23 protein-coding genes and 1 pseudogene are annotated in these 23,843 nt (G+C 38.0%); 6 read left to right on the top strand and 18 right to left on the bottom strand.

Features of this window, described 5'->3' with window-relative positions; all coding sequences use genetic code 11:
* Positions 1-5: 5 nt before the first annotated feature.
* Positions 6-1,637, bottom strand: a complete 1,632-nt coding sequence (locus NSU02_RS13630; protein ID WP_063388072.1) for a Na/Pi cotransporter family protein — start codon at positions 1,635-1,637, stop codon at positions 6-8.
* Positions 1,638-1,999: 362 nt separating this feature from the next.
* On the opposite strand from NSU02_RS13630, the gene NSU02_RS13635 reads away from it, so the two are divergent.
* The gene (locus tag NSU02_RS13635; protein ID WP_144596783.1) at positions 2,000-2,782 is read left to right on the top strand and encodes a DUF1189 domain-containing protein; all 783 of its coding nucleotides are present in this window, start codon (positions 2,000-2,002) and stop codon (positions 2,780-2,782) included.
* Between the two features lie 50 nt (positions 2,783-2,832).
* On the opposite strand, the gene NSU02_RS13640 is transcribed toward NSU02_RS13635, so the two are convergent.
* Together NSU02_RS13640 and NSU02_RS13645 are read right to left on the bottom strand one after the other, a co-directional pair.
* Positions 2,833-4,530, bottom strand: a complete 1,698-nt coding sequence (locus NSU02_RS13640; protein ID WP_339193071.1) for a methyl-accepting chemotaxis protein — start codon at positions 4,528-4,530, stop codon at positions 2,833-2,835.
* A 77-nt stretch (positions 4,531-4,607) separates the two neighbouring features.
* Entirely contained in the window at positions 4,608-5,822 is a 1,215-nt protein-coding gene (locus tag NSU02_RS13645) for an MFS transporter (RefSeq protein WP_339193073.1), read from the bottom strand.
* Between the two features lie 488 nt (positions 5,823-6,310).
* Between NSU02_RS13645 and NSU02_RS13650 the strand changes: the two genes are divergently transcribed.
* Together NSU02_RS13650 and ispG are read left to right on the top strand one after the other, a co-directional pair.
* Positions 6,311-6,613 carry a hypothetical protein gene (locus NSU02_RS13650; protein WP_339193075.1) on the top strand — a complete coding sequence of 101 codons (303 nt, stop codon included), beginning with the start codon at positions 6,311-6,313 and terminating at the stop codon, positions 6,611-6,613.
* A gap of 96 nt (positions 6,614-6,709) precedes the next feature.
* Positions 6,710-7,816, top strand: a complete 1,107-nt coding sequence (gene ispG / locus NSU02_RS13655) for a flavodoxin-dependent (E)-4-hydroxy-3-methylbut-2-enyl-diphosphate synthase (RefSeq protein WP_094246222.1) — start codon at positions 6,710-6,712, stop codon at positions 7,814-7,816.
* A 35-nt stretch (positions 7,817-7,851) separates the two neighbouring features.
* Here ispG and NSU02_RS13660 read toward each other — a convergent pair whose 3' ends face one another.
* The 5 genes from NSU02_RS13660 to NSU02_RS13680 form a co-directional block, all read right to left on the bottom strand.
* On the bottom strand, positions 7,852-8,238 hold the full coding sequence (locus NSU02_RS13660; RefSeq protein WP_311066327.1) for a DUF4190 domain-containing protein: 387 nt from the start codon (positions 8,236-8,238) through the stop codon (positions 7,852-7,854).
* A 241-nt stretch (positions 8,239-8,479) separates the two neighbouring features.
* A complete protein-coding gene (locus tag NSU02_RS13665; RefSeq protein WP_063388066.1) occupies positions 8,480-8,902 on the bottom strand; it encodes a Fur family transcriptional regulator in 423 nt (140 codons plus the stop codon).
* A complete protein-coding gene (locus tag NSU02_RS13670; RefSeq protein ID WP_063388065.1) occupies positions 8,899-9,738 on the bottom strand; it encodes a metal ABC transporter permease in 840 nt (279 codons plus the stop codon). The genes NSU02_RS13665 and NSU02_RS13670 overlap by 4 nt, the downstream gene beginning before the upstream one ends.
* A gap of 15 nt (positions 9,739-9,753) precedes the next feature.
* Positions 9,754-10,512 (bottom strand): metal ABC transporter ATP-binding protein, encoded by a 759-nt coding sequence (locus NSU02_RS13675; RefSeq protein ID WP_066247563.1) that lies wholly within the window; start codon positions 10,510-10,512, stop codon positions 9,754-9,756.
* 114 nt (positions 10,513-10,626) lie between these two features.
* Positions 10,627-11,508, bottom strand: coding sequence for a YitT family protein (locus NSU02_RS13680; RefSeq protein ID WP_144596777.1), 882 nt, complete (start codon positions 11,506-11,508; stop codon positions 10,627-10,629).
* 147 nt (positions 11,509-11,655) lie between these two features.
* Here NSU02_RS13680 and NSU02_RS13685 point away from each other — a divergent pair, with 147 nt between their 5' ends.
* Positions 11,656-11,922 carry a DUF2624 domain-containing protein gene (locus tag NSU02_RS13685; protein ID WP_063388062.1) on the top strand — a complete coding sequence of 89 codons (267 nt, stop codon included), beginning with the start codon at positions 11,656-11,658 and terminating at the stop codon, positions 11,920-11,922.
* A 38-nt stretch (positions 11,923-11,960) separates the two neighbouring features.
* Here NSU02_RS13685 and NSU02_RS13690 read toward each other — a convergent pair whose 3' ends face one another.
* Together NSU02_RS13690 and NSU02_RS13695 are read right to left on the bottom strand one after the other, a co-directional pair.
* On the bottom strand, positions 11,961-12,854 hold the full coding sequence (locus NSU02_RS13690; RefSeq protein WP_066247561.1) for a deoxyribonuclease IV: 894 nt from the start codon (positions 12,852-12,854) through the stop codon (positions 11,961-11,963).
* Between the two features lie 23 nt (positions 12,855-12,877).
* On the bottom strand, positions 12,878-14,179 hold the full coding sequence (locus tag NSU02_RS13695) for a DEAD/DEAH box helicase (protein ID WP_066247560.1): 1,302 nt from the start codon (positions 14,177-14,179) through the stop codon (positions 12,878-12,880).
* A gap of 270 nt (positions 14,180-14,449) precedes the next feature.
* Between NSU02_RS13695 and vrrA the strand changes: the two are divergent.
* Together vrrA and NSU02_RS13705 are read left to right on the top strand one after the other, a co-directional pair.
* A pseudogene (gene vrrA, locus NSU02_RS13700) lies at positions 14,450-14,818 on the top strand (VrrA/YqfQ family protein); the annotation flags it as partial.
* 104 nt (positions 14,819-14,922) lie between these two features.
* Positions 14,923-15,870 carry a 4-hydroxy-3-methylbut-2-enyl diphosphate reductase gene (locus NSU02_RS13705; protein ID WP_130156326.1) on the top strand — a complete coding sequence of 316 codons (948 nt, stop codon included), beginning with the start codon at positions 14,923-14,925 and terminating at the stop codon, positions 15,868-15,870.
* A gap of 62 nt (positions 15,871-15,932) precedes the next feature.
* Here the strand turns inward: NSU02_RS13705 and NSU02_RS13710 are convergent, their stop codons facing one another.
* The 8 genes from NSU02_RS13710 to NSU02_RS13745 all read right to left on the bottom strand — a co-directional run bounded on the left by NSU02_RS13710 (position 15,933) and on the right by NSU02_RS13745 (position 23,736).
* Positions 15,933-17,054 (bottom strand): Nif3-like dinuclear metal center hexameric protein, encoded by a 1,122-nt coding sequence (locus NSU02_RS13710; RefSeq protein ID WP_130156324.1) that lies wholly within the window; start codon positions 17,052-17,054, stop codon positions 15,933-15,935.
* Positions 17,055-17,765, bottom strand: coding sequence for a tRNA (adenine(22)-N(1))-methyltransferase TrmK (locus NSU02_RS13715; RefSeq protein ID WP_130156321.1), 711 nt, complete (start codon positions 17,763-17,765; stop codon positions 17,055-17,057). It abuts the gene before it with no gap.
* 89 nt (positions 17,766-17,854) lie between these two features.
* Positions 17,855-18,220 (bottom strand): cytochrome c550, encoded by a 366-nt coding sequence (gene cccA / locus NSU02_RS13720; protein ID WP_063388055.1) that lies wholly within the window; start codon positions 18,218-18,220, stop codon positions 17,855-17,857.
* Between the two features lie 322 nt (positions 18,221-18,542).
* A complete protein-coding gene (rpoD, locus tag NSU02_RS13725; RefSeq protein ID WP_339193082.1) occupies positions 18,543-19,670 on the bottom strand; it encodes an RNA polymerase sigma factor RpoD in 1,128 nt (375 codons plus the stop codon).
* Between the two features lie 32 nt (positions 19,671-19,702).
* On the bottom strand, positions 19,703-21,499 hold the full coding sequence (dnaG, locus tag NSU02_RS13730; RefSeq protein ID WP_339193085.1) for a DNA primase: 1,797 nt from the start codon (positions 21,497-21,499) through the stop codon (positions 19,703-19,705).
* 24 nt (positions 21,500-21,523) lie between these two features.
* Positions 21,524-22,012 carry a YaiI/YqxD family protein gene (locus NSU02_RS13735; protein WP_063388052.1) on the bottom strand — a complete coding sequence of 163 codons (489 nt, stop codon included), beginning with the start codon at positions 22,010-22,012 and terminating at the stop codon, positions 21,524-21,526.
* A gap of 260 nt (positions 22,013-22,272) precedes the next feature.
* Positions 22,273-23,082, bottom strand: coding sequence for a pyruvate, water dikinase regulatory protein (locus tag NSU02_RS13740; RefSeq protein ID WP_339193087.1), 810 nt, complete (start codon positions 23,080-23,082; stop codon positions 22,273-22,275).
* Positions 23,083-23,097: 15 nt separating this feature from the next.
* Complete coding sequence (locus tag NSU02_RS13745) at positions 23,098-23,736, bottom strand: helix-turn-helix transcriptional regulator (protein WP_094246231.1); 639 nt, start codon at positions 23,734-23,736, stop codon at positions 23,098-23,100.
* Positions 23,737-23,843 lie beyond the last annotated feature (107 nt).

Genomic DNA, 23,843 nt, shown 5'->3' on the forward strand with positions numbered 1-23,843 from the left:
AACGATTATTGACGGTATCCTAAAACAGCTTCCGCAATATTCACCGAGTGGTCGCCAATTCGTTCTAAGTTGCTGATAATATCTACATATACTATTCCGCCTTGTCCGGTACAAATCCCTTCATTAATGCGGATAATATGTTTTTTGCGTAAAGTGCGTTCCATTCTATCGATTTTTTCTTCAGATTTCAATACTTTTTTTGCTAATACAACATCGTTATCATCTAAAGCGTCGATCGCATCCTTCACATTTTGCAAGGTAATTTCAAACATTTCCAATAAATCTTCCAATGCCTGCTCAGTAATGGTGACTTTATTATTATTTTTATAATCAATAAGCTCCACTATATTTTCAAAATGGTCGCCGATTCGTTCAATATCTCGAACAGTATCCATTAAAATGGAATGTCGGCGTGAATCATTTTGCGACATATCTTTTCCAGAAATCAATACGAGATAATCTGTTATTTTCCTATCTAAATTATTGATCGCCTCTTCAAGCTGCATCGCCATTTGTGCGTGCTTCTGCTGATTTGTCATCAAAAATTGTCTCGTTTCCTCTAGCCCTAATGATGCATATTGACCCATCCGAAGCACTTCTTCCTTCGCTTGCCCTAAAGCAATGGTTGGTGACTGTTCAATAAAAATTGGATCCAAATGCTTCGCTTTATACTCTATCGCTAAATCTTCACCAGGTATAACTTTTGTGACAAGCAGTGCAAGTGCACCGATGAACGGCGCTTGAACGATCGTATTGACAACATTAAATATTCCATGAGCAAAGGCAATGGTCATTTCAGGATTTAAATACAAATGGGCTTGCAATGATTCGATAAAATATTTGAAAATTGGTAAAATAATTAGAAAAATTGCCGTTCCGATTAAATTAAACATTACATGCGTCAAAGCAGCCCGTTTGGCAGCAATCGATGCTCCAATTGATGCCAAAACTGCTGTGATGGTTGTTCCGATATTATCACCGAATAATAAAGGCAGCGCAGCGTTGAGATCAATTAACCCTTGTGAAAACATCATTTGCAAAATCCCAATCGTCGCACTTGAACTTTGAACGATGATTGTAAAAACGGTTCCAATTACAACGCCAAGCAGCGGATTTGCACTTATGCTGACAGTCAAGTCATGAAAAATTTCTAATGATCTTAACGGCTTCATGCCGTCTCCCATCAATTCAAGCCCAAAAAACAAAGCGCCAAATCCAAAGATCACCTGCCCGATGCTGTTTATTTTTTTGTTTTTAGAAAAAAATAAAAGAACAGAACCTATAAATAAAATTGGCAAGGCATAAGCTTCGATATCGAATCCGATAATAAATGCCGTAACAGTCGTTCCGATATTTGCTCCCATGATCACGCCTATTGCTTGCTTTAAGCTCATGAAGCCGGCAGAAACGAGACCAACCGTTAAAACAGTTGTACCGCTGCTTGATTGAATTAACATTGTCACAAACATCCCAGCAAAAATACCCATAATAGGGTTTGTCGTAAACTTATCCAAAATATCTCGTAATTTATCTCCGGAGAATTTTTGCATACCTTCTCCCATACTTTTAATCGCAAATAAAAAAATTCCAATCCCGCCAAGAAATTCAAATAATATTTTTTGAACATCTACATCCACTCGTTTCACCTCCTTATTTTTCCAAATATATTAACGGTTAAATCATTTTTGAAAAAGAAACGTTTACATTTCCCATTACCAAATTCCTTCAAATCCAATTTTTTTATTTTGCAATCGGTGCAGGCTCCTGCAGCTTCTGTCTATAATAATGGACGAAACCGATATGCCCCGCAAATAAAATTAATTTTTAACATGTCCCTCCCACACATGTTACTTTTATATTTTAAATTTAACAAAAAAATTTTACATTTTGTTCACAATTGTTATTCTTATTGCCGAATCGCCTATATAACTTATTTTCATTATTTTTGTTTCATTGGTACAATCAAATAGAAATGTTATAAAAGGAAGTGTTTCGATCAATGAATTTATTTGTCCTCCTTTTTAAAAGCATATACTCTCCAAAAACAATCGCTCTTACTAGATTTCAAAAAATCGGCAAACCCATTCTTTATGGATTTTTATTGGCCTTTCTTGCCGCCCTGCCCAATTGCATATATTTAAACTTAGCTATTGTAAATGCTATAAACGGGCTTGACCAAACGATAAATGAAAAAATCCCTGAATTCACCATTCATAACGGAACTTTAAAATCCGAGGAAAATGCGGTTGTGAAAGCAAAGCATGATCAATATACAATTATTTTTGACCCAAAAGGAACTTTCACAAGGGATGACTTGAAATGGCAGGAAAACGTCATCGGCATCTTATCGAATGAATTTGTTTTCGTTTCCAATGGCACAATGCAGCAGCTCGAGTATAACTTTTTTCAGGAAACAGAGATAACAAAAGAGGATTTGACAGCTGCCATCAAACAGCTGTCTGAAGTTGCTCCGATTATCATTCCCGTGATATCTGTCACACTATTTGCGATGTCAGCCACTTCTAAATTTGTGGAAATTACGTTTTTAGCTATTGTCGGGCTGTTGTTTAAAAAGAGGATGGGAAAAAGATTAAATTTTAAACAGCTTTGGACTATTTCAGCCTACAGCGTCACGCTTGCAACCGTGTTTTTTGCCATTATGAACTTTTTTCTCATCGATATATCCTTTGCTCTTTATATAAACTGGTTTGTACATATAACTGTTTTATATCTTGTATTAAAAGAAATCCCGAGCCCGAAACAACCAATAAAAGCTGCATAAAAAACCCCTTAAGGCAGAATTTCCAACTCTGCCTTAAGGGGTTATTAACACTATGATTTAAACTGAAATTTGTTTGTAGTGGACTTTAGAGATTCGGACAGTTCCATTAAAGTTAGTCCAATAGCATGGGTTTCGCGAATTTGTTCCATCTGTACTTTTGCGACAGATTGCATTTGCTCTGCACTGGCGAACGTTTCTTGAGAGACTGATAAAAAATTTTCAGCAGATTGCTCCATTTTAGGGAGCCAATCATCTAAAGTATGTAAGCTGTGTCTTGTTTCAGACAATATTTCATTCACTTTTCCAATCTCATCTACTAGTTGATCAAATGAAAGCCGCGATTTACCTGCAACTTCTAAATGGTTTTGCACAAGCTCCAAAATTAGCTTAAACTGCTGATAAGCGCTCTGAGAAATATCATGCATCATTTTTACAGACTGTGCTATGTCTTCCGTCGCTTTGGATGACTGTTCAGCCAATTTTCGGACTTCCTCAGCAACGATAGCAAATCCTTTGCCTTCTTCTCCAGCTCTTGCTGCTTCAATTGTTGCATTTAATGACAATAGCTTTGTTTTCTCAGATATTGCATATATCATTTCCACAACCTTTTCAATCGCCGTCGAATGATCTCGAACACTTTGGATCGTTTTAGACATAGTTTTGCACTCTTTTTCAAAGCGATTTAACGATTCGATCATCTGTCTCATATTTTGTTCTCCCGTGTTGGCTGATCGGTTCATGCCTTGTGCGCTTGAGAAAAGGCGCTCTATTCTCTCCAGCACAGTTTGAACTGTATTTTTCATGGAATGAAATACTTTTGCGCTTTCTTCAGAGCTTGAAGCTGTTTGCTGCGCACCGTTTTTCACCATTTCAATCGCTTCAACAAGATTCGTATGTAATGTTAATACGTCATCAGAAGAGTGTTTAAGCTTCCGGCCTGTCGAAAACAAATTTTCTGTTGTGGTATTAATCCTTTGAATCATCATCCCCAAATAGCCTGCCAATTGCTTAAAGCTTTTGATGAGCGAAAGGATTTCTGGAAGATTTGTATTTATGTTTAAATCAAGCTGAATATCTCCTTCACGCATTTTTCTCATTTTTTCCCTCAAAATCGTCAACGGTTTTGTCATACTTCTGACAGCTAAAAACAATATTCCCATCATAAAAAAGACGCTGATTATTCCAATCCAGATTGTATTGTAAGCTAGTTCATGCACAGGCTTAATATAGCTTTCTGTCGGAACGGCAAGCAAAAAAATTCCTTTCAATTCCTGCATTTCTTTAAAGGCCAACGTATAATCTTGTCCATTGAAAGATTTATGAATAATTCCGCTATTTTTTTTCGTTATTTCCTTTACAATTTCAGCTGGGATTTGAGTTTTTGTTTTAACGCTAACCGAAAATGGTGTGGCCTTTTCATTTCGAACGAAAAAAAAGTCAGCATTTAAACCGTCCTGAATCAGCTGGGAGGATTGCCTTTGAACGACTTCTTTATCAAATCTTTCGAAAAAATCATCAGAGCTATTTACATAAGCATACAGAAGATTGCTGGCAGCAATCTCTGTCATATATACTTCCCTTTTTAATCGATCCTCTATCAAATTAAAAGTTGTTTCACTTGCTTTTTGGTAAGCAGTATAACCGACAACAGTTATCGAACTAATAAGAAGTATGAGCGCAAACAAAATCAATCTTACAGATAGAGGTATTCGCTCTCCTATCGACATGTTCTTTCTCTTCTTTTTCACTATTATGATTTCCCCCTTTATAAGCTTAACAGCATTATGACAAAAGATTATTAAGGGAATTTAAAGTTTTTTTATTTTTATTGTAAATTCCTCCACATTTTGCTACATACTATTTTCCAATCATTTTTAAATACGTATAGGAGTAAACATTGAACGAGCGACAACATAAAAAATAAAAGCTTAAACAACAACTGTTCATTGCCAATCCACAAGCTAAAAACAACCGGTCCGAGCGCAACCCCTAAAAAACGCGCCATCCCGTATAAGCTAACTACAATCCCTCTTTCTGCATCATCAACACTTGATATAATCAACGAATTAATAACCGGCAGCACAAAACCTAAGCCGCCAAATGAAATAGTGATAAAAAACAAAAATAGCGAAAACTGTTGAAAAATCAAAAAACTGAAAAATGATAAAAACGTCATGAACATCCCTACCAATAAAAAAAGAAAACGGTTTTTTACATAGTCCAATCGCTTTCCTGTCCAATAAGACGATATAGATAATGCGCCTAACGGAAAAGAGTATACAAATCCTTTAAAGAATCCATCGATATGATATAACTCTTCAATTAAATAGGCTAAGTAATACAGCAGCCCAAAAAGCAAAAACATACTTGTACCGCCATACAGGTAAAGAGATAACAATCGCACTTTTTGCACCTTTAACACATCAGCTATTCTTTGCACATATTCGTGAAGCGATATTTTTTCCTCGCCTGATGGAGAAGTCTTTATAAAAAAAAGAATGAAAAAAAGCAAGAGAGTTCCAATAATAGGGAAAAGAATGAATGGAAAATACCATGCTACAAGGGCTAACAAAGCCCCTAAAATGGGAGCGGCTACTTTTGCAGTTCCGTTGAACACTTCTAAAACGGCAAGAGCTCGATCCCGTTTTTCGTCCGTAAACATGTCTCCTGCTAATGACATGGCTAGAGACGATATTCCTCCTGTGCCAAGCCCTTGCACCAAACGCCCAGCTAACAATGTCCAAAAAGCAATAGATTTGTTGACAAAACCGCTGAAAAAACAGATAGCCCCCCCTATGATCAGCAATAAAAGCGACCATAAAATAAATGTTTTTCGGCCGTAACGGTCGGAAAGGAAACCTACAATTGGGATGATGATCGCTGCAGGTATATTAAATATGCTTAAAATAAAGCTCGTCTGTGCAGCTGTAATTTCAAGCGCTTGTCCAAACTCCGGCAATATCGGGATCAGCATCGAATTGCCTAGCACCATCATAAACGGAAGCATCCCTAATAACATAATGATGATATGCTCTCTCATATTTATCTCCCTTCGTTTACTCGAATTGATGCATGAATTCATTGTTTGACAGCAGGGAATGCGTTAAACCGAAGAATATCTTGGACGTTTTCAAAATGCTCTTCGATCGTAAAGCTGCCTCTTCTATCCTTTAGGTTTAACTGAGCTTCCCTCTCGCATTAATTCAGGCACTGGCTTCAGCTTGAACATATTTTCGGAAAGAATAGCTGGAAAGGATCTGAATTCATAAATTTGAGCCCGCATTGCCTGAAAGTTTTAATCTGTATAAATTTTCCATTTGAGAAGGAAGAAAGATCGAAAAAAGCATCGAACTCGCTTTGCAACAGCTTCAGCAGCTTGTCTCAAGCGAGAAAAGAGATGTTGATTTCTCCCCAGGTCCTCCGAACTTGCTAACTTTTCACTTGTGTATGCCAGCAAAGACATAATTGGTATGTTTGTACATAAAAAAACATATATGTTAATAAAGAACAAAACGGGGGAACATAGAGATGAAACGTTTATTTTCCGCTTTACTAGTTATCTTTTTCAGTTTTGTTATTTATTATGATTTAAAAAACGGTACATTACCTGTATCTTCCATACAAAATGAACAGCATGCTGAAGAACAATTTATGAAGGTAAAAGTGAAGGAAGGAGATACGGTTCTTTCCATTGTTGAAAAAATACACAATAAGCCTGTTCCAGCAAGCATTGAAGAGATTATTAAAGATTTTGGGGAATTAAATTCAAATGAAGATGTGTACAGTATACAGGCAGGAAAAACATACAAATTCCCCTTATATAACAATTAGTTAAAAGTTTTTAATTCTTGTCATTGCTTGGCTATGATTGGTACAATATCATAGGATGGCAAATGTTCCATCAAACGTATTTATATTTAAGGAGCGATAAACGTGGGCGAAATCACACATCGTACGAAAACACGTCCAGTCAAAGTAGGCAACATTCAAATTGGCGGAAATAATGAAGTAGTCATTCAAAGCATGACCACAACGAAAACGCATGATGTTGAAGCCACAGTAAAAGAAATTCACAGACTGGAAGAAGCAGGTTGTCAAATCGTTCGAGTTGCTTGTCCTGATGAACGGGCTGCAAATGCAATTCCAGAAATCAAAAAACGCATTAACATTCCTCTAGTTGTCGATATACATTTTGATTACCGGCTCGCTTTAAAAGCGATTGAAGGCGGAGCAGATAAAATACGGATTAACCCGGGGAACATCGGGCGAAGGGAAAAAGTAGAAGCCGTTGTGAAGGCTGCGAAAGAAAGAAACATTCCAATCAGAATTGGAGTAAACGCCGGTTCACTTGAAAAAAGGATTTTAGAAAAGTACGGCTATCCTACTGCTGACGGAATGGTTGAAAGTGCATTGCATCACATAAAAATTTTAGAGGATCTTGATTTTCACGATATTATCGTTTCTTTAAAAGCGTCTGATGTACGGCTTTCAATCGAAGCATATGAAAAAGCTGCAAAGGCGTTTGATTATCCTCTCCATTTAGGGATTACCGAATCTGGCACTTTGTTTGCGGGGACAATCAAAAGCGCTGCCGGCCTTGGAGCCATTTTAAGCAAAGGCATCGGCAATACTTTGCGTATATCATTAAGCGCTGATCCCGTCGAAGAGGTGAAGGTTGCCCGAGAATTGCTGAAATCATTCGGCCTGGCTGCCAATGCAGCAACACTTATTTCATGCCCTACATGCGGAAGAATTGAAATAGATCTCATTAAAATCGCGAATGAAGTCGAAGAATATATTTCAAAAATTCGTGCGCCAATCAAAGTAGCTGTTTTAGGATGCGCAGTAAACGGTCCAGGCGAAGCGAGAGAAGCCGATATTGGAATTGCTGGTGCACGAGGCGAAGGATTGCTTTTTAGAAAAGGAAAAATTGTTCGGAAAGTTCCGGAAGAAACAATGGTCGAAGAATTAAAAAAAGAAGTGGATTTAATCGCTGAAGAATATTTCAAAAAACAAGAAAAGGAAAAAGTTTAAAGCTTGGAGCGGATGCCCCAAGCTTTTTGTTTTTGTTAAAAAAACGGCAATACGAAAATTCCAAGCAGCAAGGAAACGATACCTATTCCGATCGCCCATGCTCCCAGATTTTCCGCACCGCGCCGACGGGCGATAAACCCAATAATGATACCCGTTGCTCCTAATAAAACGGGCAAAACAAATAAAGAAATAATCGATAGTGCCAGCGCCAGCCATCCTAAATTGCGGCCGCCAGCTTCATCGGCGTCATTATTATAATTATATGTTTCATTTGTATTTCTAGATTCAACTGCTCCAGCTTCTGCCGCAGTTTCTTCTAGATAATCTCGGTTTTCATTATTCCGGTTTTCAAAATTTCGGTTTTCCTGAATGGCATTTATTTCAGTTGATTTGCCGGCATGTGGGAAATTTTTGTTTGCCATTGCCATATCCCTCGCTTTCAAAAGATAGGAGCATTTATAGTATAAGCAAATCAATTCCCATTATTATGGAAATGTTTTCAAATAGGATCTAATGTTGGATCAGAGGACGGGAAGCAATATGTTGATCCTTTATTTTTTTACTATTTGTGAAATTTTATTCTTTTTTTAAGAAATGACAAAACTCGAGTTCATCCCTTCTTATCATGAATTCCCATAAAAAAACAAACCTTGTGATCAAATTTCACAAGGTTTGTTCATGGCAATTCGGGCATAACCCATAAATTTCAAATTTATGTCCATTAATTTTATATCCGTCCAAATACTCCTCTATCGTATTCATTGGGCATGATTCGATCTCTTTCGTTTTTCCGCATTCCATGCAAATAAAATGGTGGTGATGATGTCCTAAGTCACAATGAAAGCGAAAGTGCTTTTCACCTGAAAGCTCTGTCGTTTCCAATATACCCAACTCTGCAAACAATGATAAATTCCGGTAAATCGTATCAAAACTTAAACCGGGATAGCGCTTATTCATTTTTTCCAAAACATCTTTAGCTGTCAAATATTTATCAGAATCGGCAATTAGTTGAAGCATTTCTTTCCTTTTGGATGTATATTTATATCCCTTTTCTTTTAAATATTGTAAAGCTTGTTCGACATTCATATTTTGCCCCTCCTAGCTTTTGACAAAATAATGGAAAAAATCAAAGCCAATACCTCTAAAATGACAATTGTTCCTCCCGGAGCAATATCTAAATAATAAGATAATACTAAACCGATTAAAACGGAAGCTTCTCCTATTATAACGGAAAGAAAAATTGTCTTTTTAAAACCGGTTGCTATTCTAATGCTTGCAGCAACAGGAAGGGTCATAAGCGAGGAAACCAACAAAATTCCAACAACTCTCATGGAAACGCTTATCACTAGGGCAACTGTTAAAATAAACAAAAGATGCAAGCCTTTTGCCGGCAGCCCTAATGCAGATGCATATTCTTCATCAAACGACAGTAAAAACAATTCCTTATAAAACAATACGATCAACAAAATAACCAACGCTGCAACACCAGTAATAATATATAAATCCGTCCTAGAAACCGCACTAACACTTCCAAATAAGTAATTAAAAAGATCTGTATTAAACCCGTCTGCCAAAGAGATAAATACAACGCTAAAACCGATCCCAGCCGACATAATTATCGGAATGGCCAATTCCGCATAAAATTTATAAAAAGCTCGTAGCTTTTCAATCACAAGTGAGCCTAAAACAGAAAAACCCATTCCTACATAAATTGGATTCAATGAAGAAAAGAAGGATATTTTTGAAGATAAAAAAAGACCGCCCGCAATTCCAGCCAAGGTCACATGACTCAGTGCATCTGCAATTAGTGATAATCGTCTGACCACCACAAAAACACCTAAAAGAGGTGCGATAAAACCGATTAAAATACCTGAAAGAAATGCATTTTGCAAAAACTCAAATTGTAAAATACTGCTAAACATCTTCATTTCCTCCATCTACTCATGATCATGCGTTATTAACTGAACTGGATGCCCGTACAATGAGGTCAATTCCGTTTCTTTCAGGCGTTCAAATTCGTCTTTATTTCCATGGAAATAAAGTTGTTTGTTCAAGCAAGCAACATGCGTAACTTTATCTGTAATAGCTCCAATATCATGGGTAACAAGTATTAATGTGATTTCCAATTCTTTATTCAAATGATGCAAAAGCTGATAAAAATGATTGACTGTCTGACTATCTACACCTACAGTTGGTTCATCTAAAATCAATAATTTAGGTTCACTGACAAGTGCGCGAGCAATAAATACCCTTTGCTGCTGTCCTCCTGAAAGCTCACCGATATTTTGGTGAACTGCCTTTTCCATTCCAACTGCCCGGATCGCTTCCATTACCTTTTCCCGATCAGCTTTTTTCATTTTTTTAAACAAACCGAGTTTGGGAGTCAAGCCGCTCGCTACTACTTCAAAAACAGTAGCTGGGAACGAAGAGTTAAAGCTGTTTGCCTTTTGAGAAACGTAGCCAATTTTATGCCAATCGTTAAATTGATGAATATCTTCACCAAATAAATGAATCGTCCCTTTCTGAGGCTTTAAAAGCCCAAGCAGACATTTCAATAATGTCGATTTTCCGGAGCCGTTCGGCCCAACTAAACCTAAAAATGCTCCTTTTTCAATGGAAATATTGATATTTTCGAGCACATATTTTCTCTCATATTGAAAAAAAAGGTTCTTTACTTCTACTATTTTTTCCCCCATGCTTCTCACCTATTTAATTAGGAATCATTACGATTTATTTTTATCATTAAAGTATACAGGAGAAGAGCACATTTGTAAAGAAAAATGTGTTCTCCCTCTACTTCAATGTGTTGATTAATGGATGGCAGATTTAAATTTTCCGCCTTTCGTTTCTTGTGTATTCATAATGGTAATAAACGCGTTCGGGTCAATCTCATGTACAATCGATTTTAATTTTGCCACTTCAAGCCTTGTAACAACTGCATAAATGACGTCTTTTTCCGTATCCGTGTATCCGCCTTTTCCCTTTAATTTTGTCGTTCCGCGTCCTAAGCGTGACAATATAGCATCAGACACTTCATCGTAATGATCAGATATAATGATGGCGGCCTTTGTTTCATCAAGACCTTGAACAACCGCATCAATTGTTTTAAAGGCAATATAATATGTAAAGATGGAATACATGGCTTGCTCAATCCCGAAGACAAACGCTGCGCTTCCAAAAATGAAAATATTCAAAAACATCACGATTTCACCAACGGAAAAGGGAATTTTTTTCGTTAAAAGAATTCCTAAAATTTCTGTCCCGTCCAGAGATCCTCCGTGTCGGATGACAAGTCCCACTCCTGCACCGAGCAAAAAACCACCAAATACAGTGGCTAGCAAAGGCTCTGTAGTAAAGACCTCAAAATCATGGGCCAGCCTTTCCGCAATGGCCAAACAAATGATGCCAAATATGGACGAAAACATAAATGTCTTCCCAATCTGCTTATAACCGGAATACATAAAAGGAAGGTTTAACACAATAACTAATGTTGCGAAATTAATGATTTTAATATGATTCGAAAATATGTGGTCTAAAATAAGCGAAATGCCGATGATACCGCCATCAATCATATGATTTGGGACTAAAAACAGCTCGATGCTTACGGCTGCCAGAACAGCTCCGATCACAATCATTAACAATCGATAAATGATGTGTCTTAAGCTTTCTTTTTTATGATGTTTTTTACTCATCTCGTCCTCCTAGTTTTTTTTTTAATCATATTGTATTATAAAAATTTTGCTGAGACGATATTTATGTCATTTTCTCCACCCATTTTTTTTAAAAAAAGGCAACTATCTTCCCCTCTGTTCATACGAATAAGAGGGGAGGCGAGATCTTTGATTTTATTTGAAAAAATTATTCAACAAAAAATTAACAGTTTAAAACCTGAAGAACTTGTGTCATATGCAAAGCAATATGATATATCCATTTCGATTAACGAAGCAAAACAGCTGCTTCAACTCGTACAGGGAAAAAAAATCAACGTGTTTCATGAAGAAGAAAGAATTGCTTTGTTAAAACAAATTGCCAAAATCACTTCGCCGGAAACAGCCAAAAAAGCAAATCAATTATTTTTGCAATTCTTCAATGGCAATTGGAAATAAAAAAGGCAAGTTCCCTAAAAAAGGGAGCTTGTTCTTTTTTATTGATTCGCTATTTTTTCCAAAACATTTTCATCAAACGTCTTATTCTTCAGCATGTCAATTTCAAATTTATAAGGCGGCTTTTTATTTTTTTTGTCGTCACCGACATACGGAGTTTCTAAAATTTTTGGCAAGTCTTTTAATTGCGGATGGTGGACGATATAATTGATTGCTTTAAATCCTATGTGGCCGAATCCGATATTTTCATGACGGTCTTTTTGGGCCCCGCGCGGATTTTTGCTGTCGTTTATATGAACAACTTTCAAACGGTCGATACCGATGATTTTATCAAATTGATTTAAAACCCCATCAAAATCATTGACAATATCATAACCGGCATCATGAGTATGGCAAGTGTCGAAACAAACGGACAAATGTTCATTGTAGGTAACACCATCAATGATCATCGCAAGCTCCTCAAACGTTCTTCCGCATTCTGAACCTTTGCCGGCCATCGTTTCAAGGGCGATTTGCACTTTTTGCCCCCTCTCCAGCACTTCATTTAAACCTTCAATAATTTTTTTAATTCCGGCTTCTGCACCGGCTCCAACGTGAGCTCCCGGATGGAGCACGATTTGTTTTGCACCGATTGCTTCCGTGCGCTCAATTTCCGATTTTAAAAAATCAACGCCAAGCTGGAAGGTCGCTAAATTTGTTGTATTGCCAATGTTAATAATATATGGTGCGTGAACGACAATTTCTTCGATGCCATGCTCTTTCATATGCGCCAAACCTGCTTCGATATTTAAATCTTCAATTTTTTTTCTTCTCGTGTTTTGCGGGGCTCCTGTATAAATCATAAACGTATTAGCGCCGTATGAAACTGCCTCTTCACTTGCCGCAAGCAACATTTTCTTGCCGCTCATCGATACATGCGAGCCAATTTTTAACATGTTTTTCCTCTCCTTACAACCTTTTATTTATTTTTTCTTGCTTGCTTTTTCTTTAGCTTTTCAATTTGTTCTTTCATCTTTTTTTTGTATCCTGGTTTTACCGATTTTGGCTTTTTGATGATTCCGATAATCGCGTTTGTTTCCATTGGTTGTTTTTTTCTTTTTTGTCTGCGATTTCGGTCATCGAGCGCTTTCCATATTCCGTTTTCAATATCTCGATTTTCAAAGATTATCCCCATTTTTTCAAGCTTTTGCAGCATTTGTTCATCATCGTCTTCATAGATTGTATAGGCAAATCCTGAAAAGCCAGCCCGAGCCGTTCTTCCGGTTCGGTGAATATAAAAATCTAAATCAGTCGGCAGCTCGGCATTGATTACATGGGAAACACCTTCAATATCAATTCCTCTTGCAGCTAAATCAGTTGCTACTACAACTTGATAGGCAAGATCCTTTATTTGACGCATTTCTTTTTTCCGTTCACGCGGGGTAAGACCGCCGTGGATTTGCCCAACCTTTAATCCCTTTTCGGCAAGACCGTATGCCACATCTTGGGCATTCGCTTTTGTATTCACAAAAATTAACGCTAAATAAGGGTTTAAGGAAACTACCATATTGTATAAAAGATCTATTTTGTTTCGATGCCTCAGCGGAACAAGGACATGCGTGATGTTTTTGGCATGTACTTGTTTTGGAGATACATGAACATACTCAGGATTTTCCATATATTTTTTTAAAAAAGGCTTTAATTTTTCAGGAATGGTGGCAGAAAACACAAGCATTTGCAGTTCTTTTTTCATTCGACTAGCTATTTGGTCGACCTCATAAATAAAGCCTAAATCTAGCATTAAATCGGCTTCATCCACAACTATGCTTTTTGTCGAATATAAATCTAGCGCCCCTTCCTTGACAAGATCAAGAATTCTGCCAGGTGTTCCGATCACAAGATGGGGCTGAGTTTTTAGCTTTTCGATCGCCCGCATTTTATCTGTACCGCCAATAAAAAGTTTTGCATGTAATTCTTTTTCTGGCGGGGCAAATTTTATGATTTTTAACGCTTCTTCGTAAATTTGAGTCGCAAGCTCTCTCGTCGGTGCTAAAACAACAACTTGAACACGCTTTTCCTCTCCGCAAATGCTGTTGATTAACGGTAGCAAATAAGCATGTGTTTTGCCTGTACCTGTTTGTGATTGGCCGATGGCACTTGCTCCTCTTAATATGATTGGGATCATTTGTGCTTGAATTTCAGTCGGTTCTTTAAAACCTAACGACTGAACGGCATCTATAATAAAATTTTGAAATGGAAAATCTTTAAAGTCAGCTGCCATTGCAAAACAACTCCTTCATAATCAATCAACCCATTTTTTGATTATAAACAATATAATGGAAAAACTCCAATTTTAATAAAACATTTTCCTAAAAAGCCGCATAGTTTAATGTAGGTAAAACAGGAAAAGAAAGGGGAAAAGTTTATGCATCCTTATCGTGCTTTTCCTCCCTTCCGGCAACAGCCATTGATCCGCCCTTTTTTTGGTGGAGGCTACCATCCTTTTTGGGGGCAGCCCCCTGTTCAGCAATGGCCTGTTCCGCCTAGGGGAGGATTACAATCGCTTTTTTCACGTTTTCTTCCATCGAGCACAATGCATGCAGGAAGTATACCGTCAAGCGGCGCTGTTCAAAGTTTAGCAAACCCTGCCAATCTTTCAAACATGTTGACGAATGTCCAAAAAGTTCTCGGTGTCGCTCAGCAAGTCACACCGATGGTTCAGCAATACGGTCCTCTGATCCGCAATCTCCCGGCAATGTTCAAAATTTATAGAGAATTAAAAAATGCTGATACAGACAGTAGCGAAGAAGATGATATAAAAGAAAATTCGTCATCTAAAAGATTGAAGGAACAGACAGCCGATGACAGCCCTTCAGATGAAAATACGTCGGGCGAATCAAAACCTAAGCTATATATTTAATTGTGTTTTGTTTTCTTCCTCCATGTTAGGTATAATGATGTTAGATAGTCAAGCCGCTTGACGGCTTTTTTATTTTCCTTTACTAAATATCAGGAGGAAAAAACATGGAGGTTATTAAAATTTCCCCTCGAGGATACTGCTATGGTGTTGTTGATGCAATGGTGATAGCCAAAAATGCAGCAATGGATAAATCACTGCCTAGACCGATCTATATTTTAGGAATGATCGTTCATAATAAACATGTAACAGATGCCTTTGAAAAAGAAGGGATTATTACGTTAGACGGAAAAAATCGACTTGAGATTTTGAAAAAAGTCGATAAAGGAACCGTTATTTTCACTGCTCACGGCGTTTCGCCAGAAGTGCGCAAAATAGCGAAGGAAAAAGGGCTTGTCACGATCGATGCTACATGCCCTGACGTCACAAAAACTCATGAACTTATTAAGCAAAAAAAAGAAGAAGGGTATGACGTCATTTATATTGGAAAAAAAGGGCATCCGGAACCGGAAGGAGCAGTAGGTGTAGCGCCGGATATCGTTCATTTAGTCGAGACTGTCAACGATGTTGAAGAGCTCGATATTTCCAACGACAAAATCATTGTTACGAACCAAACAACAATGAGCCAATGGGACGTAGCTGATATAATGGAAAAAGTGAAGGAAAAATATCCGCATGTCGAGTTTCATAAAGAAATTTGCCTCGCAACACAAGTTCGCCAGGAAGCTGTGGCCGAACAGGCAAAAGAAGCTGATTTAACCATTGTCGTCGGCGATCCGCGCAGCAACAATTCAAACCGGCTTGCGCAAGTATCTGAAGAGATTGCGGGCACGAAAGCTTATCGCGTGGCGAATGTAAGTGAAATCAAACTGGAATGGCTTAAAGACGTTAAAAAAGTTGCCGTTACAGCCGGTGCATCAACCCCAACGCCGATTGTCAAAGAGGTCATTCGATTTTTGGAGAATTATGATCCAGAAAATCCAGAAACATGGGATTTAACTTCAAATGTCCCTCTTGAAAAAATATTGCCAAAGGTAAAAGTCAAAAAATCATAGACAAAACCTTTTTAATGCTTAAAGGGGATCGGTCCGCTAAAAAGGACTGATCCCCCATTTAATTATAGAAATTTGAACGGATCTGTATGGACGCGGGAAGGAATAATTTCTACTTCCAGATTTTCTTCAGCACACAGCTTTGTTAGTTTTTCCGCCACTCCCTCTTTCATCACCTTTTCAATGTTGTGGCCTGGATCAACTACATGTAAGCCGAGCATCATAGCATCGTGAGCTGTGTGGTAATATACATCACCAGTTACATAAACATCTGCGCCTCTCATTTTTGCCTGATAAATGTATTTATTTCCGTCTCCACCTAAAACGGCTACTTTTTTTATAGTTGCCTGTAAATCCCCTACTACTCTTACTTTTTCCACTTCTAAAGCTTTCTTAACATGCTCTGCAAATTCCTTCAATGTCATTTCTTTTTCAAGCTCTCCAATTTTCCCTAATCCAAGCTGTTTCCCTTCGTTTTCTAATGGATAGATGTCATAAGCAACTTCTTCATAAGGGTGCGCCTTCAACATCGCTTGAATGACTTTCTTTTGGATTGACTGCGGGAAGATCGTTTCAATTTTGACTTCTTCAACCATTTCAAGCTTTCCAGTATCTCCGATAAAGGGATTTGCATTTTCCAAAGGTAAAAATGTTCCTGTTCCTGCCGAGGAAAAAGTGCAATAACTGTAGTTGCCGATAAATCCAGCACCCGCTTTGCCAAGCGCCTCCCGAACGTCCCCCTCATAGTCTTTTGGTACAAATACAGCAAGCTTTTTTAATGGGTCTTGATAAGTTGGGACAAGTATTTTTTGATTCACCAATTGTAAGCGGTCGGCCAAAAGATCATTCACTCCACCTGGAGCCACATCCAAATTTGTATGGGCCGCATAAACGGCAATTTCATGCTTGATGCATTTTTCTATAATACGTCCTGCCGGATCATCTGTTCTAATATGCTTTAAAGGATGAAAAATGGGAGGATGATGAGCGATAATTAAATCAACCTTTTGATTGATTGCTTCATCAACGACTTCCTCCAAAACATCCAGAGCGACCATAATTTTTCGGACAGGCTTGTTTAATGTGCCGATTTGCAGCCCGATCTTGTCTCCTTCCAATGCATAATGCTTTGGAGAAAACCGTTCAAATAATTGAATAATATGTTGGCCGTTAGCGATTTTCTTCATTTATTTTATGACCTCCTCAATGATCTCGATCACCTTTTTTATTTCTTCTTTTTTTTGCATAAGCTGTTCATTTCCATTGGATTGCTCCAGCTGCCGTAGAATGTCCTTCCGATGAGAAAGCTCGTGTCTCCATTTTTTTAAAAAAACGTTGTTCTTTTCTTTTAACAAAAATGGACCCATTAACAAAGCTGCTTCAAATGGCAAAGCTTCGTACGGTTTCATTGCATTTCCACGCTTAGCGGACAGCACCTCATATATTTTTCCGCTCTCTTCTAGAATTGTTTCTCCTTCGAGCTCCCAACCATTGTCAATCAGCCATTTTCGAACTTCAATTGCATGAATATTCGGCTGAAGTACAAGCCGTTCAACCTTCCCGAGCTTCTCTTTTCCTTCCTCCAAAATCGTTTTAATAAGCGAGCCGCCCATGCCAGCGATCGTGATGCATGTTGCCTCATCCTTTTGTAATACGGACAATCCGTCCCCTTTCCGAACGGAAATTACATGCTGGAGCCCGTTTTTTTCCACTTGCTTTTTTGCCGCTTGATAAGGGCCTTCATTGATTTCACCGGCAATCGCTTTCACTGTTTTTTTGGCAAGCACTAAATAACATGGCAAATATGCATGATCTGATCCAATATCTGCTGTCACCTGATTATTCGGAACAAATTCTGCCACAGCCGACAGTCTTTTTGAAAGTTGGACACTGTTCAATTTATTTCACCCTTTATTCCAATTTGGTAAACATGAAAATACGAAAAAAGTCCCCCAAAAGGAAGACTTTTCAACCAATATGTTTTTTATTATTTAATTTTAGAAACCCATTCGGCCATTTCATCAAGCTTTTCTTCAGGTACTAGCCCGCCAGGCATCGCACCGCGGCCGTTTTTAATTGTTTCTTTAATTTCATCAACAGACAATTTGTCGCCAACACCTTTTAATGAAGGACCTGCTCCGCCTTCAAAGTTTTGACCGTGGCAGCTTGCACAGCTTTGCTTGAATATATCCTCCGGCTTTGCATTAGCGACGTCTTCCGTTTTTTGTCCGCCCCCCTCTTTTTCTTCAGCCATCTCTTTCATATTATCCAGTCCGATGAAAGAAAATGCAACCATTAGTCCAATTCCAAACACAATGATTAATGCAAATGGAATAAGCGGATTACGATTCATTTTGTAACCTCCCTTATGTATAACCGTACATTTGCTTTTTTCGCTCAACATGGACGAGCTGAAACTAACCTAAACAATCTCTATTGTACTTGAATTTTCTTTGAAGGAAAAGTCTTTCTATATAAGTTCCTTGTGATGTTCACGAATTAGACAAAAAAACAATTTAAAAAGATCTTATGTTTTTTCAACAAATGTCATTTGCAAAATGAAAGAAGATTCAGTAAAATATAGTACAAATAGTTATTGTTGTTAGCGTTTACATATATTGAAGGGAAGGCAGACGAATAAGTCTGCCCAAGGAAAGAAAAAGACATTTTTATTTTTATTCCAAAAAGTCTTTCAGCCGCTTGCTTCGGCTTGGATGGCGCAATTTTCGCAGAGCCTTCGCTTCAATTTGCCGAATGCGTTCTCGAGTGACACCGAAAACTTTTCCTACTTCTTCCAGAGTCCGAGTTCTTCCATCGTCCAGTCCAAAACGAAGGCGCAGAACGTTTTCTTCCCTGTCTGTAAGGGTATCGAGAACATCTTCAAGCTGCTCCTTTAATAATTCATATGCAGCATGCTCTGATGGAGAAGTAGCCTCTTGGTCTTCAATAAAATCACCTAAGTGCGAATCGTCTTCTTCGCCAATCGGCGTTTCTAATGATACAGGTTCTTGGGCAATTTTTAAGATTTCTCTAACTTTTTCAGGAGTCAAATCCATATCTTCAGCGATCTCTTCTGGTGTCGGTTCACGACCCAAATCTTGAAGCAATTGGCGTTGGACTCGAATTAACTTATTGATTGTCTCAACCATATGGACAGGGATGCGGATCGTTCTCGCCTGATCTGCAATTGCCCGTGTAATTGCCTGGCGAATCCACCATGTTGCATATGTGCTGAATTTGTATCCTTTTCGATAATCAAATTTTTCAACAGCTTTCATCAACCCCATGTTGCCTTCCTGTATGAGATCGAGGAAGAGCATTCCGCGGCCGACGTAGCGTTTTGCAATGCTGACGACTAGGCGCAGGTTGGCTTCTGCAAGCCTTCTTTTCGCTTCTTCGTCCCCTTGTTCAATACGCTTGGCAAGTTCGATTTCTTCATCAGCCGATAAGAGATCAACCCGGCCGATTTCTTTTAAATACATTCGAACCGGATCATTTATTTTCACACCCGGCGGTACACTAAGATCATTTAGATCAAATTCTTCTTCATCTTCTTTGTCTAAATCCGGCAAATTGGAATCAACATCTTCGTTTTCGCTAATTAATTCGATTCCTTGCTCATTAGCGTATTCATAAAACTCATCCATTTGATCTGAATCAATATCGAAATTTGCCATTTTCTCAGCAATTTCTTCATATGTTAATACTCCGCGTTTCTTTCCTAATTGAATAAGCTGATTTTTCACTTCCTCAACAGTTCCATCAGCTTCTAAATCTTTTGAATGGGCTTGTTTTTCAGCCATTGGATCCCCTCCTTCCAGAGTTATACAAGCTTTCACATTAATCCTTTTTTCAGCTGAATTACTTCCATTGCAATTTCGGCAGCTTTTACATAATCTTTTCGTTTTTCAGCCTCTTTCTTCTCAGCTTCCTTTTCCTTTAGGATGAGCATTTTTTGATGGTTCAAGATATGTTTTACATAGTCTTGAAGCTCTTGCTCAGTCAATTGTTCGCCAATTGTCATCATGGCAATTTCCGATACAATTCGGCTTAATGAAGGATCTTTGAGCTTTGTCAAAAAGTGGCTTATGTCTGGATCGTTCCCTTCCTCATAATAAGCGTATAAATAGGATGAAATAGCCCGATGCTCCTCCACGTTAAAATTTCCACCAATCGCATGAAGAACCTTTTCTGCCACTTCCCTGCTTTTCAACATATGAGCAATTAGAAGGCGTTCTGCCTTTTGATAAGCAGGCATCAGTGCATTCCGTTGTAATGCATCAGTCTTGAGGCTCGTTTTTTCAGGTCTTCTTCTTTTCCGCTTATTTATATTCCGAAGCTCTGCCATTAACGTTTCTTTTGATACGGAAAATTCTTCAGAAAGCTGCGTGATATACAGCTCTTGTTCGATCCCGCTCGGAAGGCCGCTTAATTCGTTAAGCACTTCTTGAATGTATCTCGCTCGGTCCCCTTCATCCTGGAGATTTTTCCCCTTTCGAAAATATTCCATCTTAAATGCCATTAATGAGAGACTTGCCCCTATTACATCGTTTTTGAATTTTTTCTTTCCGTATGTCCGAATGTAGTCATCAGGGTCTAACCCTTCAGGCATTTTAGCAATCCTTACATTACATCCTGCTTCAACAAGCAATTTAGAAGCTCTGAAGGCAGCTTCAATTCCAGCGGAATCGGAATCGTAGCAAATGACAACTGTTCCTCCGCTTCTGGCTAAGAGCTTGACCTGTTCTTCCGTCAGCGCTGTTCCCATTGTTGCTACACTATGCTCGATTCCTGCGTGAACGGACGATATAACATCCGCAAACCCTTCAAACAACACCGCTTCCTGTTTTCGTCTAATGAAAGGTCTTGCTTGGTGGAAATTATAAAGAATCCGTCCTTTGTTAAATATTTTTGTCTCAGGGCTGTTTAAATATTTTGGCTGTTTGTTTCCTAGCGACCTTCCGGAAAAAGCGACTGTACGGCCTTGTGCATCTTTAACCGGAAACATGATCCGATTGCGAAACCGATCAAAAAAAGAACCGTTAGATTCGCTTCGGATAATTAATCCTGTTTTTTCTAACAACGGAAGTTCAAAACCTTTTTTCAGCAAATATTTTAAAGAAAAGTCCCAAGAATCTAAAGCGTAGCCAATCTCAAATTGATCGATTAATTCTTTCGTAAAACCCCGATGAAGCAAATAATTTAACGCGTTTTGCCCTTCTTTTGTATTTAGTAATAAATGATGGTACATTTTTTTCAGCAGTTCATGCACTTTTATCATTTTCTCTGCTTCGCTGTTGTTTGGGTATGTCGACTCTTGAGAAAGTGCCGAGCCCCCTGGAATGTCCAAACCAGCTTTTTTTGCTGTCATTTGTACAGCTTCTGTAAAGCTGCATCCTTCAATTTGCATGAGAAAGGTAAAAACATTTCCGCCAGAACCGCAGCCAAAGCAGTGGAAAATTTGTTTTTCAGGTGAAACAGAAAATGAAGGTGTATTTTCGCCGTGAAAAGGACATAGTCCAAAAAAGTTTCGACCCTGCTTCTTTAATTGAACATATTCACTCACAACATCTACTATATCAACAGCATGTTGCACTTTTTCTATAAATTCCTCGGGAAGCATTTTCCCCATATGAACAACTCCGTGCCTTAAAATTTATTCAATATGAATTTTAAAATTCCCTGCATAATTCGACAATATTTTTTCAAGTGCTGTGATAAAATGATGACGATCTTTATCTTGGAATTTTTTTGGCCCTTTGATATAATTGCCGTTTCTTCTTTCCCTTGCCGAAATATACCGGAGATGGAGAACAGAGTCGATTGTATCTTCTGTAAACAGCATTCCTCTTGGAGAGAGAACATGTGTGCATTTCTTAAGCAGCATACCGGCTAGTCCGATATCTTGTGTAATGATGATGTCATGTTTTTTTGAGTTGTTAAAAATGTATAAGTCGACAGATTCCTTTTCTTGATCGACAAATACCCAGCTATTCCCGTCATCCTTTTTACCTACATGAGCATATGATGCAATGAAACAAACCGGGACTTTATATTTTTTTGCGACTGATGCAATTTCTTCTTTGACGGGGCATGCATCAGCATCGACAAAAATAGTGATATTTTTCCCATCATATTTCTCTATTCTTCATCACCTCAAAGAATCCTGCCAGCAATTTAAACTTTTTACAAAAAGTGATTTGTCGAATTTTCTTTCTCCAACCCCCTTGACATCTTCCTGTAAATAGTTTATTCGTATTTTTTTTAGTCTAAACCTAAAAAGCACAATTTTATCACAATTTTTTATTATAATACAATACACTGCATTATTCCATCATTTTATCTTTCACCATGAAAAAAACCTACTATATTCTTAAGATCGGAATAAGCAGGTTTTATCACATGTTATTTTTTTAAGAATAAATTTTGGATATGATTGGCTGTTTCTTCAACTGCTTTGTTCGATACATCTATAACTGGACAGCCGATTTTTTGAACAATTTTTTCAAAATAAGCTAATTCTTCTTTAATTCTGTCTATATTGGCATATATAGCCTGATCATTAAGCCCGAGCTGCTTTAATCTTTCCTTTCGGATATAATTCAGCTTTTCCGGACTGATTTTTAGACCGACGCATTTCTCTTTGGAAACTTTAAAAAGTTCTTCAGGGGGTTCTACTTCTGGAACAATAGGAACATTAGCTACTTTTAATCGTTTTAGCGCCAAATATTGCGACAAAGGCGTTTTGGAAGTGCGCGATACACCGATCAAAACAATATCGGCTTTCAAAATTCCTCTCGGATCGCGGCCGTCATCATATTTAACAGCAAACTCAATTGCTTCTACTTTTTTGAAATAGTCTTCATCAAGCTTCCGAACTCTTCCGGGCTCATACTTCGCTTTTATTCCATATGACGTTTCCAATTTATCAATTAAAGGACCAATGATATCGTGGTAGATCACACCTTCTTTTTCCGCTTCTTGAATAAGAAGATTCCTAAGTTCGGGGACAACGATTGTGAAGCAAATGATCGCATTATCCATTTTCGCCAATGCGACAACTTCTTTGATTGTATTTGCATCCTCCACATAAGGCACCCTTTTCACATTCGTTTCATATTGAGAGCCGTTAAATTGACTGATAGCTGCTTTTACAACGAGATCTGCCGTTTCCCCGACTGAGTCTGAAACAATATAGATCGTACGATTATTCATTCGGATCCCCCATTCTTACATAATATCGTCATCAACTAATCTTACCAATATTTTTGTAATGTTTGTTTTCGTAATTCTTCCTATCACTTCAAAACCGCCGTCCACTTCTTTTACAACGGGCAGTGCATCGATTTGCTTTTCAATTAAAATCCTTGCTACATCAATAATAAGATCTTCCTTTTTGCATACGGTTATATTTGGCATTCTAGTCATAATAATATTGACGGGGATTTGGGTTAATTCCTGTTTGCCGATACTTGCCCGGAGGAGATCTTTTCTCGACAGCACTCCCACTAGCAACGATTGATTATCTACCACAAATAATGTCCCGACATCTTCCAAAAACATTGTACAAATTGCATCATAAACAGAAACATTATCGTTGACAACGACTGGGATCGACTGAAAATCTTTTACTTGGAGCTTTTTTAATTTCTCTGCAAGCAAATTGGCGCCTGATTTCCCTGTATAAAAATAGCCGACTCGCGGCCTTGCGTCAAGGTATCCAGCCATTGTTAAAATTGCTAAATCAGGTCTTAGCGTAGCTCTTGTCAAGTTTAAACGATCTGCAATATGTTCACCTGTAATTGGTCCATGCTCCTTAACGATTTGCAATATTTGTTCTTGCCGTTTATTAAGCTCTATTGTCCTCACCACCTTGAAAAAGAGGCTGCATTATAAAAATATTATATATGATTTCAATATTTTGAAAAGGTTTTCTATTGCTCATTACGGCGAAAGGAAAGACGATTATCCTCGGG

The sequence above is a fragment of the Aeribacillus sp. FSL W8-0870 genome (assembly GCF_037963755.1).
Lineage (GTDB): Bacteria > Bacillota > Bacilli > Bacillales > Aeribacillaceae > Aeribacillus > Aeribacillus composti.

What these genes read in the sequence shown, in the direction of transcription:
- NSU02_RS13635 (WP_144596783.1), top strand. Translation starts at nt 2,000, where the DNA reads ATGAATTTATTTGTCCTCCTTTTTAAAAGCATATACTCTCCAAAAACA.
- NSU02_RS13645 (WP_339193073.1), bottom strand. Translation starts at nt 5,822, where the DNA reads ATGAGAGAGCATATCATCATTATGTTATTAGGGATGCTTCCGTTTATG.
- NSU02_RS13650 (WP_339193075.1), top strand. Translation starts at nt 6,311, where the DNA reads ATGAAACGTTTATTTTCCGCTTTACTAGTTATCTTTTTCAGTTTTGTT.
- NSU02_RS13660 (WP_311066327.1), bottom strand. Translation starts at nt 8,238, where the DNA reads ATGGCAAACAAAAATTTCCCACATGCCGGCAAATCAACTGAAATAAAT.
- NSU02_RS13665 (WP_063388066.1), bottom strand. Translation starts at nt 8,902, where the DNA reads ATGAATGTCGAACAAGCTTTACAATATTTAAAAGAAAAGGGATATAAA.
- NSU02_RS13670 (WP_063388065.1), bottom strand. Translation starts at nt 9,738, where the DNA reads ATGTTTAGCAGTATTTTACAATTTGAGTTTTTGCAAAATGCATTTCTT.
- NSU02_RS13675 (WP_066247563.1), bottom strand. Translation starts at nt 10,512, where the DNA reads ATGGGGGAAAAAATAGTAGAAGTAAAGAACCTTTTTTTTCAATATGAG.
- NSU02_RS13680 (WP_144596777.1), bottom strand. Translation starts at nt 11,508, where the DNA reads ATGAGTAAAAAACATCATAAAAAAGAAAGCTTAAGACACATCATTTAT.
- NSU02_RS13690 (WP_066247561.1), bottom strand. Translation starts at nt 12,854, where the DNA reads ATGTTAAAAATTGGCTCGCATGTATCGATGAGCGGCAAGAAAATGTTG.
- NSU02_RS13695 (WP_066247560.1), bottom strand. Translation starts at nt 14,179, where the DNA reads ATGGCAGCTGACTTTAAAGATTTTCCATTTCAAAATTTTATTATAGAT.
- NSU02_RS13705 (WP_130156326.1), top strand. Translation starts at nt 14,923, where the DNA reads ATGGAGGTTATTAAAATTTCCCCTCGAGGATACTGCTATGGTGTTGTT.
- NSU02_RS13710 (WP_130156324.1), bottom strand. Translation starts at nt 17,054, where the DNA reads ATGAAGAAAATCGCTAACGGCCAACATATTATTCAATTATTTGAACGG.
- cccA (WP_063388055.1), bottom strand. Translation starts at nt 18,220, where the DNA reads ATGAATCGTAATCCGCTTATTCCATTTGCATTAATCATTGTGTTTGGA.
- rpoD (WP_339193082.1), bottom strand. Translation starts at nt 19,670, where the DNA reads ATGGCTGAAAAACAAGCCCATTCAAAAGATTTAGAAGCTGATGGAACT.
- dnaG (WP_339193085.1), bottom strand. Translation starts at nt 21,499, where the DNA reads ATGGGGAAAATGCTTCCCGAGGAATTTATAGAAAAAGTGCAACATGCT.
- NSU02_RS13740 (WP_339193087.1), bottom strand. Translation starts at nt 23,082, where the DNA reads ATGAATAATCGTACGATCTATATTGTTTCAGACTCAGTCGGGGAAACG.